Here is a 15,062-nt window from a genome sequence, read left to right as displayed (position 1 = left end):
CGAAATCGACGGGCGGTGGGGTGATGCGTGAGCCGCACATCCGGTGCCGCGGCGACAGCCGCGCGCGCGGCTTGATGCATGCACAATGGCGTCTGCGGGCGCGTTGCCGGGGGATGTCGGCCGACATCTTCTTTCCGCCGGATCACGAGAGCCGGGTGCGTCGAGCCGAGCGTGAAGAGGCCGCCAAGCGCATCTGCCGGGCATGTGCGGTGCAAGCGAAGTGCTTTGACCATGCCGTCAAAAATGTTGAACCACAAGGTATCTGGGGTGGTACCACACCCGGTGAGCGACGGCGGCTGGAACGGCTCGCGGCCGAGTAGTCTGAAACGAATTTGCCGGACGGGAAGGGGATGGCCTGATGGTGTGGCACGGATTGGTGGCAAAGGCCGCGTCCACGGTGGTCACGGGTGCGGTGGGAGTGGCCGCGTACGAGGCGTTACGGAAGACCGCGGCCAAGCTGCCCGCACGGGAAGCGACTGTGACGGTGACCGCCTGGGGTCTGCGTGGGGTGCGCAAGGCCGAAGAGAGCGCCGAGCGCGCCCGCCTGGCCGTCGGGGACGTGGTCGCCGAGGCGCGCGAACGCATCGGTGAGGAGGCGCCTCCACCCGCGGCGGCCGGCCACGATCACGAGCACTGAGGGTCCCGTCATGCCCACCGTCATATCGGATGCGGCAGGCCGGATTCGGTTGCAAGCCGACGGCTTCCGCAACGAGACGCCGCGGGCGGTGCTGATCGAGGACACCGTGCTGCGCGTGCCGGGGGTGCGTGCGGTGCACGCCTATCCGCGGACCGGTGCGGTGGTCATCTGGTATTCGCCGGCCCGTGCCGATGTCGACACGCTGCTGGCGGCGGTCACCGAGGCGCTGGCCATGCCGAAGTCCGAGCTGTCGACCCGAGCTCCGCATTCCGCCGATGTGCGCAGCGGCGACATCATGCGGATGGGCCTGGGTGGGGCGGCCCTCGGGGTGTTGGGGATCCGGCGATATGTGCTGGCGCGGCCACCGATCCTCGGTCCGACCACCAGGCTGTTCGCCACCGCGGTCACCATCTTCACCGGCTATCCATTTCTGCGCGGGGCGCTGCGTGCCCTGCGGCGCGGCCGCTCCATGGGCACCGACGTGCTGGTGTCGGCGGCCACCGTCGCGAGCTTGGTGCTGCGAGAGAACGTGGTGGCGCTGACGGTGCTGTGGTTGCTGAATATCGGTGAGTACCTTCAGGATCTGACCCTGCGCCGGACCCGGCGCGCGATCGCCGATCTGCTCACCGGAAACCAGGACACCGCGTGGATCCGGCTGACCGACGGCACCGAGGTGCAGGTCGCCATCGACACCCTCGCCGTCGGTGACGAGGTCGTCGTGCACGAGCGGGTCGCGGTGCCGGTCGACGGTGACATCGTCGACGGCGACGCGGTGATCGACCAGTCGGCGATCACCGGCGAGACGCTACCGGTCGCCAAACGCACCGGCGAACCGGTGCACGCCGGATCCGTCGTGATGCAGGGGCGGATCGTGGTGCGTGCCGCCGCGGTGGGATCGCAGACCGCGATCGGCCGGATCATCACGCGGGTCGAGGAGGCGCAGCACGACCGGGCGCCCATCCAGACCGTCGGGGAGAACTTCTCCAGACGGTTCGTCCCGGCCTCGTTTCTGTTGGCCGGCGTGACCCTGTTGCTCAGCCGTGATGTCCGCCGAGCCATGACCATGCTGCTGGTGGCGTGCCCCTGCGCCGTGGGACTGGCCACCCCGACGGCCATCAGCGCCGCCATCGGCAATGGTGCCCGGCGCGGCATCCTGGTCAAGGGCGGCTCGCATCTGGAGCAGGCCGGCCAGGTCGACGCGGTGGTGTTCGACAAGACCGGAACCTTGACCGTGGGCCGGCCCGTGGTCACCAGTATCATTGCCTTCAAAAAGGATTGGCAGCCCGACGAGGTACTCGCCTACGCGGCCAGTTCGGAGATCCACGCCAGGCATCCGCTCGCTCAGGCGGTCATCCGCTCGACCGAGGAACGCCACATCGTCATCCCACCGCACGAGGAATGTGAGGTGTTGGTCGGCCTGGGCATGCGGACCCGCGCCGACGGGCGGACCTTGCTACTGGGCAGCCCGGCGCTGCTCCGGCAGGAGAAGGTGCGGGTCACCAAGAAGGCGACCGAATGGGTGACGCGGCTGCAGCGGCAGGCCGAGACGCCGCTGCTGCTGGCCGTGGACGGTGCGCTGGTCGGATTGATCAGCCTGCGCGACGAGGTGCGTCCCGAGGCGCTCGAGGTGCTGGCGGCGCTGCGCGCCGCGGGTGTTCGCCGGATCGTCATGCTCACCGGTGATCATCCGGAGACGGCGCGGGCCGTCGCCGAGGAGCTCGGCATCACCGAGTGGCGGGCCGAGGTGCTGCCCGAGGACAAGCTGGAGGTGGTGCGCGAATTGCGTGCGACGGGCCATGTGGTGGCCATGGTCGGCGACGGCGTCAACGACGCGCCCGCGCTGGCGGCCGCCGATATCGGCGTGGCGATGGGTCTCGGGGGCACGGACGTCGCCGTCGAAACCGCGGACGTCGCCCTGGCCAGCGATGACCTGCGCCGGCTACTGGACGTGCGCTCGCTGGGTGCCGCCGCGGTGACCGTGATCAGGCAGAACTACGCGATGTCCATCGCCGTCAACGCGATCGGCCTGGCCATCGGTGCGGGCGGCGCCTTGTCGCCCGTGCTGGCCGCGGTGCTGCACAACGCGTCCTCGGTCGCCGTGGTGGCGAACAGTTCCCGGCTGATCCGGGCCGAACTGAGCCCGGTCAGATCGGCTCCAGGTCCAGCCAGTCGTCGACCATGAACGCGTCCCCGCGGGCGACGATGGTCGCGCCGCCATGCCCGGGATAGTGCGCGGGCACCACGGCGGCCCGCCGGCGGGCCGCCTCGGTGAAGATCCGTCTGCGGGTGGCCGCGGCCGCCGGACCGTCCACGTCGAATGCGCAGGCGTCGTCGGGCCGGGGAATCTGGATGGGGCAGTGGGTGAGGTCCCCGACGAACACCGCCGGCGTGCCCGCGTCCAGCCAGACCACCGAGGAGCCCGGGGTGTGTCCCGGCGCCGGCCGTAGCCACACCGATTCGCTCAATTGATGATCGCCGCTGAACATTTCGACCTGCCCGGCGGCATACACCGGCGCGATGCTGTCGTCGAACACCAACGCGGTGGCCTCGTCGTGGCCGGTGCCGCCCGGCTCGAAGAACCGGAAATCGGCCGCCGGGAACAGGTATCGGGCATTGGGAAAGAACGGTACCCAGGCGTCGTCTACGCGCCAGGTGTTCCAGCCGACATGATCGCTGTGCAGATGCGTGTTGACCACCACGTCCACACTCTCCGGTGGGACACCCGCGCGGCCGAGGGCGGCCGCGAAATCGGTGTTCAGCTGATCCAGCACCGGGATGGTCCGGCGCCTGCCGTTACCCACGCCGGTGTCCACCACGATCCGCAACCCGTCGACGTCGATCACCCAGGACTGCACGGACACCCGCCACTTCTGGGTGTCGGGCCGGTAGAACGTCGGCACCAGCAGTTCGGCGTTGTCGGTCCATGCCTGCGCCGGTGTCTGGCCGAACACCGCGGCCGACGGTTCGAACATCATCTCCACCACACGGGTCAGCACGGCGGTCCCGAGGCGGACATGCCCGCCGGCGGTGCCGGCAGTCGAATTACCGTCGGCGGTGCCGGCAGTCGAATCACCGCCGGCGGTGCCGGCAATCGAATCACGGTCGGCCATGCCTTGACGGTACGGCGCAGTCGGGTAGGTTGCGGTGCAGGCGCGCAGGACCGCCCGACGTCCGCTCGAAGGGGCCCAGCCCCCCTGCAGCAGTACCACACCAGGACCGACCTCTTCTCGGCCCGACCTCGCGGACGCCGGGCACCCGAGAGGAGGCCGTCATGGCCAGCACACTGCCCGCCAATCCGTCCCTGGTTCGGCTCCGCACCGACGCCCGCGCCCTGCAGAGGGCCGTACGCGCCGGGGCCGCGGACGCCCGCGCGACGGTGCGTAACCACCATCCACGACCCGAAACAGCGCTTGCCCGAACGGCTTTCGCGCTACACGACGCGCAGCTGACGGTCGCGCGACAGTACGGCTTCACCGGCTGGCCGGCTCTCGTGGGCTATCTGCGCACGGCCGCCGGACTCAGCGTAGACCCCGACGGCGTCGACGAGGATGCCCTGGCGCCGCAGGACCGGTTCTGCGCCCTGGCAGTACTGCGCTACGACGCCGCCGACGCCCCACCTCGCCGGCAGGCCGCCGCGGACCTGCTGGCCGCGCAACCGGATCTGGTGGGCAGACACATCTGGGCGGCCGCCGCGGCCGCCGACCCGGACGCCGTGGCCCACCACCTGCGCACCGAATCGGCGACCGCCCGCGGCGGCCCGTACCGGTGGTCGCCGCTGCTGTACCTGGCCTACAGCCGGGTGCCCGGTGATGCCCCGGCCGCCGCCCGCGTCCTGGTCGACGCCGGTGCCGACCCCGACGACGGCTACCTGTGGTGCGGCATGTCCACCCCGTTCACCGTGCTGACCGGGGTGTTCGGCGAGGGCGAGCAGGGGCCCCGCCGGCAGCCCCGGCACCCGGATGCCGACAAACTGGCCGCCCTGCTGCTGGGGCGCGGGGCACATCCGGCCGATCAGCAGACGCTGTACAACCGGATGTTCGGCGCCGACGACTCGCACCTGCGGCTGCTGTTCGCCCACGGGCTGGCCGGCGTCGGTCCCAGTCCGTGGGAGCGCCGCCTCGGTGAGGCGATGGAGACCCGCGAGCAGATGTGGCGGCGGCAGGTGCAGTGGGCCGCCGAACACGGCTTCGCCGAGCGGTTGGCGCTGCTGGCCCGGCACGGCATCGACACCTCCGGCGCGCAGTTGCGGCCGGTGACGTTCCCCGTCGACCCCAACCAGCGCGACGCCGAAGGTGCCACCCCGCTGCACCACGCGGCGTGGGCGGGCGACGTGGACCTGATCGAGCGGCTGCTCGCGGCCGGGGCGGACCCGGGCATCACCGATCTGCGCTTCGACGCCACCCCGCAGGGTTGGGCCGAGCACGCCTACCAGACCGAGGCGGCCGACCTGTTAGGCCGGGTGCGTCCCACCTGAGCTCCGCGAGCGGCCCCAAAATGCCAGGCACGCACGGCGTGTTGCGTGCAGACACGGCCGCTCGCGGAAGAAACGCTACGGCTTGATTCGGATCCGGCCGGGGGAGTACAGGCCCGAGTGTGTCGCGGAGCCCAGTTCGATGTCGGCGGGCCGTGCGTCGACGATGGTCTCGAAGCGGCGCAGCGAACCCCAGTCCCGGCCCCAGTCCTTGTTCAGGTAGGTCGCCATCAGATGGGCCCGCAGCAGCAGGTCACTGATGCCGAGCAGGCCGCCGTTGATGCCGTCCTGCCAGGTGTCGGTGTCCTTCATCTTCGCGTTGTAGTCCGGCGTGATCCGGTACTTCGGGACGTCGGTGACGCCATTGGCGTGCAGCATCGGCTGCTGGCAGGGGAACGCCAGGCCGACGGCCCAGTCCATCAGCACCGGTTGTTGCGACCCGACGTACTCCTGGATCGTCTTCAGCTGCGGCACCCGCGGCGGGGTGATCGCGACCCAGTCGCCCTGCGACAGCGACTTGTCCTCGGCGACAACGCGAACGAACGTGGCATCGCCGGGGATCTGGCGCCGGTCGTAGCGCAGGTTGCGCCAGGACGGCAGCGGGCCGATGTCATAGGGCACCACCCGCCCGGCGGCCACCGGCGTGCCGTCGGGTCCGGGCTTGCCGTACTCGAGTTCCACCGGCTGCCCCTGGGTGAGGCCGTTGAAGATGCTGTTGCCGGTGATGGTGCCCGCCGCGGTGACGACCACCAGCGGGTGCGCGGCGTCCGGCGGCGGTAGCTGGTACCACGCCGAGGCCAGCCGGGCCTCCTGCTGGGCCGCGCCGCTGGCGAAGCTGCCGGCCAGCGGCACCCGGGTCGGGTCCAGGCCGTACGGCAACGGCACGGTCGAACCGTTGATACCGGGGGTGGTCAGCTTCACCGGGGCGTCCCAGTCGTAGTCGGTGCCCGGCATCGGCAACGTCAGCCGAATCGCTTCGGCGACAATGTGATCCGGCACCCCGTTGGGGGTGAAGCCCACCGGCTTGACCCCGCCCAGAGGGCCAAGGGGACCGTAGTCACCGGGCAGCGCGGTCAGGAAGCCCTGGTTGGGGTCGGGTTCGACCAGCACGTCGTCGGCCAGGCCGCAGCCGCCGGCGAAAGCTTTGATATTCGATTCCCCGTTGCTGTAGGTCCCGTGCTGGCGCACCACGCCGAACAGCATGGACGCCACGAACACCGTCACCATGAAGCCCGCCGCCACCGGCACCGGCGCGGCCGTCAGCCGCCGGATCACCGTGCTCTCGCCACCGTTGCGCGGCGCGAAGTGCAGCCAGTACGCCCACACCGCGGTGATGGCGAACAACGCGAAGAAGATGGCGCTGACCGTGATCCCGCCGATCGCGGGCTTGTCGTTGTTGAACGGCACCCCGTAGCTGGACACGTACCACCAGCCGTTGGTGGTGGCGAAACACAGTGCCATCACGAAGAACACGGCCGACGTGAACGCCATCCGGTTGCGGGCCGAGCGCAGCACCACCGGTGAGGCCAGCACCGTCACCACGGCGGCCATCGCCGCACCCACGGCGGCGAACAGCCCGAAGTGGTGCACCCACTTGGTGGGGGTGAACATCAGGCAGAACATCGTCGCGAAGATGATGCCCATCAACCGCCATACCGGTCCGCGGGCCACACCAGGAATGCGTTTGCGACGCAACATGATGAACATCGAGGCGAACAGGCTGAGCGCGGTGATCATGAAGCCGAACCGGCGCGACAGCGAGCCGTCCACGGTCGGCAGGATCAGGTAGTAGTAGCGCAGGTTCTCGGTGTACCACTCCTGGCTGGGCCCGATCGCGGTGCGAATCCTGGTGGCCTCCAACACCGTTGCCAGGGTCTGGTCGGCGAACACGACCGTCAGGATCACGGTGCCGGCCGCCAGCAGCGGCAGGATCAGCGGCCACAACCCGACCCGACGCCGGCGCTGCACCACGATGCGCAGGATGGGCCGGCCACCGGCCAGCAGCGCCGCCACCGCGATCAGCCCGGTGGGCTGGATACCCAGGGTGAACGCGGCGGAGATGATCGCCATGGCGGCCGGGGTGAGCCGGCCCGACGTGATGGCCCGTTCGATCAGCACGTAGGTGATCAGCGCGCCGGTGGCGATCTGCCCCTCGGGGCGCAGACCGTTGTTGAACGGCATCCACGCCGCCATCAGCACGAACCCCGCCGCCCACAGCGCGGGCCGACTCGCGATGACGGCGGGCCCCAGCCGGGGCAGCACCTCCCGGGACAGCAGCAGCCAGCACACCAGCGCGCACACCAGATCCGGCAGCCGCATCCAGATGCTGGCGTCGCTGACATGGGTCATCAGGGCCAGCAGGTTGTAGAACCAGCCGAACGGGTCCTCCGGGCTGCCGAACCAGCGGAAGTAGTTGGACATGTACCCGGCGTGGTCGGCGACCCGGGCCATCTGCAGGATGTAGCCGTCGTCGGAGGAGTTGGCACCGACCACATGCCACAGCAGGAACCCGCCGACCACCACACCGTCGACCGGGGTGACGGTGCGCCAGCGGGTCGGGATCAGCCGCTGCATCCGCCGGCCGTCCAACTGGTCCAGCCGCCACAACGCGAACAGCGCGACGACGGTGGCCACGATGCCCAACAGGATGGCGGCCAGTTTGAGCGCGGTGGGTTTGGTGGTGAAGCGGGTGTCGATCGTGGCCGACAGCGACAACCCTTGCGGCGCAGGGCCGGTCAGCTCGGTGAACACGCCGACGATGGCCGGGCGCAGGTTGGGGTCGGGAAAGCCGGTGCGCTGGTCACCGCCCGGCAGCCCGACGAAGGTGGCGAACGTGCCCTGTTCCGACGAGGTGATCTCGATGCGCTGGCAGGCAGCGGCTTTCGCGCGCGGCACGCTGGCGATCACCACGTTGCGGTCGGTGATGTCCACCCGCGAGGAGGTGACGTTGACGAACAGCGCGTTGAGCGCGGCCTGCTTGCCGTCCTTCGGTGCGGTGCCCAGCACCAGCACGCCGGCCGGCGGTGCGGACCTGATCACCTCACACGGCACCGTCACCGTCATGTTCACCGCGGTCTGGGTGATCAGCGGTGCGGTGACACTGTCCAGTTGCCCCGCGGTACCCGATGTCGCGCTTGCCGCCGGCCAGTTCAGCGTCGCCGTGGTCTGCACCACGGGCAGCAGTGGCGTGGCCACCGCGCACACGAAGCCGATCAGACCGGCGATGATCGCGATCCACCGGATGGTCTTCACGTTGTCTTTCATGTCGCTCATGGCCCCGTTCACGGCAGCGCCCTGATCGGTCCGGGCCTACTCCAACCGAACACCCGCTGGGTGCCCTGCTGGATGTCGGCAACCGGCGCCTGGGCCGGCGGCACGACGGGGTCGTATCGCTCCAGCGAGCCCCAGTCCCGGTACCAGTCGTCGCGTAGATACGTCGGGATGGTCGACGTGCGCAGCAGCGCCTGGATGAACAGGAAGGGGCCACCCTTCTGGGCGGACTGCCACATGTTCGACGACACCACCACTTGTTTGACGTTGGGTAGGATGCGGTACTGCGGCAGCTCCGCCACCCCGAGGTGCTCGGCGAACGGCCGCTGGCAGGGGAAGTTCGCGGCGGTGGCGATGTCGAGCATCACCGGGGTCTGCGAGCCGAGGAACTGCTGCGCGGTCTGCAGCTGCGGCACCCGCGGCGGCGTGAAACCGAACCACTGGTCGTCGGACAGGTTCGGGTCGTCGGCCACCAGCCGGGCGACGTTGGCCTCCGGCGGCGCCCACGCCAGCGGGAAACGCAGGTTGCGCCAAGCGTATTGGGCGAACACGTCGATCGGCTGCACCGACTCGAGGGCCTGATAACTGCCGTCGGGCCGGTGCACACCCCACTGCAGTTTCAGCGACTGGCCGTAGTGGAAGTCGCCTTCCTCGTCGTAGTACCAGATCGCACCCGCCGCGGCGACGGTCACCAGCGGCCGGTCCGGGGTGCGCGGCGGCAGCTGGTACCAGGCCGAGGTGGCCTTGGCGGCGGTGGAGTTCTCCTTGTAGCTACCCATCACCGGGGTGCGCGCCGGGTCCAATCCGAACGGCAGGAACACATTCGAGCCGTTCACCCCGGTGGGCCCGTAACCACCGCCGGTGCCCGCGGCGTACGCGATGCCGACGTTGGGTTTGTTGGGCGAGCCGTCGGAGTTCACCGTGCCCGGGTTGGCCACCACCGGCTTCGGGGGTTCCAGGGTGTCGCTGATGCCGTTGGGGGTGAAGCCGACCGGGTTCTCTCCGCCCAGCGGGCCGTACTGGCCATACGTCTGGCCCGGAACCGGTTGCAGCATCCCGGCATTCGGGTCGGCCTCGACCAGGACGTCGTCGGCCATCGCGCAGCTGGTGCCCGACAACCCGGAGGCCAGCGCCGACAGGTTGGCCTTGGCGGTGGTGTAGGCGGGGTAGCGCTGAACGAAACCCTTTGCCATCGAACCGACTTCGAGCACCACCATGATGATCGCCACCACCAGCAGCGGGGTCGAGGCGAGCACCCGGTTGCGGCGGGTGTCGGCCACCTCGGTGTGCCCGGCGTAGTCGATGCGAAAGTGCAGCCAGCCGGCCAGTACACCGGTGATGATGGCCAGCACCAGGAACATGGTGGTGACGGGCTGACCGGCCAGCACCGGCTGCCGGTCGAACCACGGCACCCCGTAATTGCCGACGTAGAACCAGCCGTTGAGCCCCGAGGTCGCCCATGCCAGGACGAACAGCAGCGCGGTCACGTACAGCGCGAGGTTGCGCCGGCTGTGCAGGCCCACCCGCGCGAACGTGAACGCGGTCACCGCGCCGAACAGCCCGGCGATGCCGGCGAATGCGCCGAACTGCACGGCCCATTTGGTCGGGGTGAACGTCAGCAGCAGCAGGCCGACCGCGCAGATGCCGATCAGCCGCCAGGTCGGGCCGCCGGCCAGGCCGGGGATCCGGCCCTTGCGCAGCAGCACGGCGATCATGCCGAACAGGCACAGCAGCATGGTCAGCACCGCGAAGCGCCGGGTCAGGGAGCTGTCCACGCTGTCCTCGACGGTGAGGAAGTAGTAGCGCAGGAACTCCTGGTACCAGGAGATGGTCGGTCCGACGGTGTACTTGATGCGCACCGCCTCGGCGACGGTGGCCAGCGTCTGGCGCCGGAACACGACGATCGCGATGAGCGACGCCGCCGCGGCGAACGCCGCCAGGGCGGGCAGCACCGCACGACGGTCGCGGATCACCAGCACCACGGCGCGGGCGCCGACCAGCAGCGGGGCCAGTGCCAGCAGCCCCTGCGGTGCCAGCGTCACGGTGAACACCGCGACGACGAGGGCCAAGGCGGTGGGCCACAGCCGCCGGGCCGCGATGGTGTACTCCACCAGCGCCCACACCGCCAGCACACCGAAGGCGATCAGGGGTTCGGGGCGCAACCCGTTGTTGAACGGGTACCAGGCGGCCAGGAACACCGCGGCCGCCGTCCACACGGCGATCCGGTTGGTGGCCAGCGTGCGCCCGAGCCGGGGGATCAGCCAGCGCGACACCAGGATCCAGGTGCCGATACCGGCCAGCAGGGCCGGCAGCCGCATCCACACCCCGGCGGTGCTGACGGTCGCCAGGTGTTTGAGCACCAGCTGGTACCAGTCGAACGGAGCTTCCGAGGTGCCGAAGTAGCGGTAGTAGTTGGCCACGTACCCGGCTTCGCCGGACACCCGCGCCATGGTCAGGTTGTAGCCGTCGTCGGAGGAGATGGCGCCGATGACATGCCACACCAGCAGCCCACCGATCACCGCTGCGTCGGCAAGCCAGACCGCCCAGCCGACCTTCCAGAACCGTGCCCAGGCGTGCCGCACCCGGTGCCCGGCCGTGCGGTCCAGCAGGGCCAGCGCCACGATCGAGATCAGCACGCTGAGCAGGCCGATATCCATCACGATCGCCTTGAGCGCCGTCGGCTTGGAGATGAACCGGGTGTCGATGTCCACCCGCGCGCTCAGACCAGGCTGGGGCGCGACCTTGAGGTCGGTGAAGATACCGGCCACCTGAGGCTTCTTCTCGACGGCCGCGGTGCCGGTGGCACCGGGGATCCCCGCGAAGTCGGCGCCGACGCCACCGGAGTTGGCCCAGACGTGCAACGTGCTGCAGGCCCCGGAGCTGACGGCGGCGCGCGGCGCCACGGCGGTGACGGTGTCGCGGAACGCGACGAAGACTGTGTCGGATGTGGCGCGCACGAACAGCCCGTTGCGGGTCGCGTCGATGCCGCCGGGCGGGATGGTGGAGAACACCAGTCCGCCGGAGGCCGGCAGCGAGCCCATCGCCTGGCACGGGATGGAGACGTCCAGGGCCAGCGGCGCGCCGGAGACCAATGGGGCGGTCACGTCGCCGACGAACCCGTCGGCGCTCGGGGCCTGCGGCCACGTGATGGTGGCCGTGGTCTGGTTGACGGGAAGTAGCGGGGTCAGCGCACACAACAGCAGGCCGACGATGCCCGCGATGATGGCGACGAGTCGGGCAGTCCTGGCGGGCACGAGGCTCAAGAGTATGCGACGTAGCTATGGGCCCGGCCGGGCGACCCGCGGCGATGCCCGACTTTTCGGCTGCGTTACGCGGCCGGTGTCCGGGCCGGGTGCAGGGCGGCCCGGCTGATGTCGCCGTCGTAGTGGTCGAGCACCCGGGGATCCATCACCCGCCGCCAGATCGGCGTGCACCAGGCCAGCACCAGCATCGTGCCGTACCCGAACGGCAGCTGCGGCGCCTCGTCGGCGTGGCGCAGCGTCTGGTACCGGCGCTGCGGATTGGTGTGGTGATCGGAGTGCCGCTGCAGATGGAACAGGAACACATTGGCGATGAGTGTGTTGCTGTTCCACGAGTGCTGCGGCCCGACCCGCTCGTAGCGGCCGGTGGCCAGCCTTTGCCGGCGCAACCCGTAGTGCTCCAGATAGTTCACCGACTCCAGCAAGCACACCCCGATGACGGCCTGACCGATCAGCCAGGGCGCGACGACGGCGCCGAACCACACGTTGAGCCCGATGAACATCGCGGCGCTCAACAACCAGGCGTTGAGCACCTCGTTACGCAGCGTCCACGGCGACCTGCCGGCCCGGGCCAGCCGGTTGCGTTCCAGGCTCCAGGCCGACCGCAGGCCGCCCAGCACCGAGCGCGGGATGAAGCGGTAGACCGTCTCGCCGAGCCGCGCGCTGGCCGGATCTTCGGCGGTCGCCACCCGGACGTGGTGGCCGCGGTTGTGCTCGACGTAGAAGTGGCCGTAGCCGGTCTGTGCCAGGGCGAGCTTGCTGAGCCGGCGTTCGGCGGTGGCGCGCCGGTGACCGAGTTCATGCGCGGCGTTGATTGAGATTCCGCCCACAATTCCGACGGTGAGCATCAGTCCGGCCTTGTCCAGCCAGCTCATGGTGACCCAGCCGCCGCCGCTCCACAGCCAGCACGCGAACACCAGCGAGAGGTACTGGTTCGGCAGGTAGAGATAGGTGACCCAACGGTAGAACGCGTCGTCTTCCAGCCAGTCCAGGGTGCGCTCGGATTCGTCGGACTCGGCGCTTCCGACGAGGTGATCCAGTACAGGGACGACCATGAAGGCCATGACCGGCCCCACCCACCAGAACACTTCCTGGCCGGTCAGCTGGACGAGTAGCCACGCCAACGGCACAAGGCCGGGCACAATGGCACCGAGCAGCCAGAAGTATCGCTTCGCGTCACGCCAGCTCGGCGTGCGGAGGCCCTCTCGATCTGCCACGTTGTGTCCTTGCCGTTGTATCGAGCGATTAGCTGTGGTGACTATTTAACTTAACCTGGAATCCTGCGTCACGCAAAGGCGGGCGGCGGTTCGGGGTTTATTTGCTGAGAGGTATTTGTGACACTACCGCAAGTTAAGTTGACAAGACGTAAATTCCTGGGCGCTACCACGGGAATCGTCCTCGGCGGTGCCGGTGCGGGGGCATATCTCCTTTCCAGATCGGAACATCGTCCGGATTCGCGCAAGTATTACCGCGCGATCGTGATCGGCAGCGGCTACGGCGGCGGGGTCAGTGCGCTGAGGCTGGCTCAGGCCGGGGTGCAGACCCTGGTGCTGGAGCGCGGCCGGCTGTGGGACACCGCCGACGCGGACGGCAAACGGTTCACCAAAATGCTGCCCGCGGACACCCGCGCGGGCTGGTTCGCCGACGTCCCGCCCAGCATCGTGACGTCGTACCGGGGCGTGTCCATCTCCGCGGTCGCCGCCCAGAATCCGTCCGCCCAGCCCAAGCAGGCCGGCATCTGCGAGAAGGTCACCCATGGTGCCCATCACGTGTTCCGCGGGACGGGGGTCGGCGGCGGCTCGATGGTCAATGCCGCGATCGCGGCCATCCCGACGCCGGACCAGGTGCGGGCGGCCTTCCCCGATATCGACCCGGCGGAGTTCCTGGGCACCTATGTCGAGCGGGCCAAGGCCGCGCTGCGGATCAACTACCGCAACATGGACTGGTTCGAGCAGACGCCCTACTTCCAGTACGCGCGCGTCGGCCGTCAGTACGCCGACGCCGCTGGATACCCGGTCGACTACAACGGCAGCGCCTATTCGTTCGACTACATGGTGCGCGAGGCCAACGGTGAGGTGCCGCTGTCGGCGCTGGACTGGGAGTGCCAGTTCGGCAACAACTACGGCCGCGACGGCAGCGTGGACCAGACTTACATCGCGGCGGCGGTGCAGACCGGCAAGGTGACGTTGCAGACCCTGACCGAGGTCACCGGTATCCGTCGCGAGAAATCCGGTGAGTACGTGGTGTCCACCCGGCGTATCGACCGGTGGGGTGCCGAGCAGTCCCGCGACGAATTCGGGTGTGAGCAGCTGTATCTGGCCGCCGGTGTGCTGGGCACCAACGAGCTGCTGTTGCGCGCCCGCGAGACCGGCACGCTGCCTGACCTGTCCGACGAGATCGGCCGCGGCTACGGCAACAACGGCGATGTGATGGTGGCGCACAACACCGGCGCGGCCGACCCGGTGGGCACCAAGCAGTCCCTGCTGGGCATGATCAACCTGGACGGCCGCAACGATCCCGACAATCCGGTGTACGCCAGCATGTTCTCGCTGCCCTTACCGGTCGAGACCAACGCCCTTGGCTACTACGTCATGGTCAAGACCGGTGACCGCTCCGAGATCACCTACGACAAGGCGTCCGACTCCATCCGCATCGACTGGCCGCAGAGTCACACCGATCATCTGATCGAGCGGGCCAAGGTCGTCTTCGACAAGGTCACCCAGGCCAACGGCGTCGACTACCGCGACGACCTGTTCGATGGAAACGTCTTCGCCTCCAACACCGTTCACCCGCTGGGCGGATGCGTTCGGGGAAAGGCCACCGATGCCTTCGGCCGGGTGAACGGCTACGACAACCTCTACGTCAACGATGCGTCACTGGTCCCCGGCTATATCGGCTGCAATCCGTTCATGTCGATCACCGCGCTGGCCGAGCGCAATATCGAAGCCATCCTGGCCGGCCGGCACTAGGGCGCCGGCGGCAGCGGGGCCTCCGCGGGCAGCGGCGGCGGGTCCGCCGGTGCTGCGTCTCCCGTCGCTGCGCTCGCCGCTGGTGCGTCTCCCGTCGCCCCGGAGGGCTGGTAATACGGCGTGGCCGGTGTCGGCACGTTCGGACCGAAGTGCGCGTCCTCGTTCTGGCGGTCCGGGCGGATGCCGTCGATGATGTCGCGCAGCGGCGGCAATGTGATGGGGCCGTTGGTCGCCGGAGGCACGGCGGGTAGGTCCACGGGCTGATTCGCCCGGTCGATCGCCGGCGGAACGACGTTCTGCGCCACCTGCAGCGCGGTGTTGTTCAGCGCCGGGTCGGTTACCGGTGGCATGTTGCCGTGCAGGCCCTGATTCAGGGCCGCCAGTTGCGGTCCGGCCACGGCGGCCAGCAGTTGCAACGGGTTGGGTGGGACGGCGGGTGCGGGGGGCGGGGTGGC

The 15,062-nt window shown here is 69.3% G+C and carries 9 protein-coding genes and 1 pseudogene; 5 read left to right on the top strand and 5 right to left on the bottom strand.

What is annotated here, in order from left to right; genetic code table 11:
- Positions 1-23 precede the first annotated feature (23 nt).
- The 3 genes from AWB94_RS01790 to AWB94_RS01780 are packed head-to-tail and all read left to right on the top strand — an operon-like array spanning position 24 to position 2,819.
- Positions 24-320: a WhiB family transcriptional regulator gene (locus AWB94_RS01790; protein WP_234811574.1), complete on the top strand. Its 297-nt coding sequence runs from the start codon at positions 24-26 to the stop codon at positions 318-320.
- Positions 321-358: 38 nt separating this feature from the next.
- A complete protein-coding gene (locus AWB94_RS01785; protein ID WP_024452558.1) occupies positions 359-637 on the top strand; it encodes a DUF1490 family protein in 279 nt (92 codons plus the stop codon).
- 10 nt (positions 638-647) lie between these two features.
- Positions 648-2,819: a heavy metal translocating P-type ATPase gene (locus AWB94_RS01780; protein ID WP_062660082.1), complete on the top strand. Its 2,172-nt coding sequence runs from the start codon at positions 648-650 to the stop codon at positions 2,817-2,819.
- Here AWB94_RS01780 and AWB94_RS01775 read toward each other — a convergent pair.
- Entirely contained in the window at positions 2,782-3,612 is an 831-nt protein-coding gene (locus AWB94_RS01775; RefSeq protein ID WP_062660237.1) for an MBL fold metallo-hydrolase, read from the bottom strand. The two genes, AWB94_RS01780 and AWB94_RS01775, sit on opposite strands and share 38 nt — an antisense overlap.
- Before the next feature lie 296 nt (positions 3,613-3,908).
- Between AWB94_RS01775 and AWB94_RS01770 the strand changes: the two genes are divergently transcribed.
- On the top strand, positions 3,909-5,111 hold the full coding sequence (locus AWB94_RS01770; protein WP_062660083.1) for an ankyrin repeat domain-containing protein: 1,203 nt from the start codon (positions 3,909-3,911) through the stop codon (positions 5,109-5,111).
- 75 nt (positions 5,112-5,186) lie between these two features.
- Here the strand turns inward: AWB94_RS01770 and AWB94_RS01765 are convergent, their stop codons facing one another.
- The 3 genes from AWB94_RS01765 to AWB94_RS01755 form a co-directional block, all read right to left on the bottom strand.
- Positions 5,187-8,372 (bottom strand): arabinosyltransferase domain-containing protein, encoded by a 3,186-nt coding sequence (locus AWB94_RS01765; protein WP_109762702.1) that lies wholly within the window; start codon positions 8,370-8,372, stop codon positions 5,187-5,189.
- Positions 8,373-8,389: 17 nt separating this feature from the next.
- On the bottom strand, positions 8,390-11,632 hold the full coding sequence (locus AWB94_RS01760) for an arabinosyltransferase domain-containing protein (RefSeq protein WP_062660084.1): 3,243 nt from the start codon (positions 11,630-11,632) through the stop codon (positions 8,390-8,392).
- 74 nt (positions 11,633-11,706) lie between these two features.
- Positions 11,707-12,855: an alkane 1-monooxygenase gene (locus AWB94_RS01755; protein ID WP_109762676.1), complete on the bottom strand. Its 1,149-nt coding sequence runs from the start codon at positions 12,853-12,855 to the stop codon at positions 11,707-11,709.
- Between the two features lie 261 nt (positions 12,856-13,116).
- Here AWB94_RS01755 and AWB94_RS01750 point away from each other — a divergent pair, with 261 nt between their 5' ends.
- On the top strand, positions 13,117-14,607 hold the full coding sequence (locus AWB94_RS01750) for a GMC oxidoreductase (RefSeq protein WP_234811573.1): 1,491 nt from the start codon (positions 13,117-13,119) through the stop codon (positions 14,605-14,607).
- On the opposite strand, the pseudogene AWB94_RS34920 reads toward AWB94_RS01750, so the two are convergent.
- A pseudogene (locus AWB94_RS34920) lies at positions 14,604-15,062 on the bottom strand (hypothetical protein); the annotation flags it as partial. The gene AWB94_RS01750 and the pseudogene AWB94_RS34920 sit on opposite strands and share 4 nt — an antisense overlap.

It is taken from the genome of Mycolicibacterium canariasense, from assembly GCF_002101555.1.
In the GTDB taxonomy this organism is placed as follows: domain Bacteria; phylum Actinomycetota; class Actinomycetes; order Mycobacteriales; family Mycobacteriaceae; genus Mycobacterium; species Mycobacterium canariasense.
This window is presented reverse-complemented; position numbering and strand designations above follow the sequence as displayed.

What these genes read in the sequence shown, in the direction of transcription:
- AWB94_RS01765 (WP_109762702.1), bottom strand. Translation starts at nt 8,372, where the DNA reads ATGAAAGACAACGTGAAGACCATCCGGTGGATCGCGATCATCGCCGGT.
- AWB94_RS01785 (WP_024452558.1), top strand. Translation starts at nt 359, where the DNA reads ATGGTGTGGCACGGATTGGTGGCAAAGGCCGCGTCCACGGTGGTCACG.
- AWB94_RS01790 (WP_234811574.1), top strand. Translation starts at nt 24, where the DNA reads ATGCGTGAGCCGCACATCCGGTGCCGCGGCGACAGCCGCGCGCGCGGC.
- AWB94_RS01775 (WP_062660237.1), bottom strand. Translation starts at nt 3,612, where the DNA reads ATGATGTTCGAACCGTCGGCCGCGGTGTTCGGCCAGACACCGGCGCAG.
- AWB94_RS01780 (WP_062660082.1), top strand. Translation starts at nt 648, where the DNA reads ATGCCCACCGTCATATCGGATGCGGCAGGCCGGATTCGGTTGCAAGCC.
- AWB94_RS01770 (WP_062660083.1), top strand. Translation starts at nt 3,909, where the DNA reads ATGGCCAGCACACTGCCCGCCAATCCGTCCCTGGTTCGGCTCCGCACC.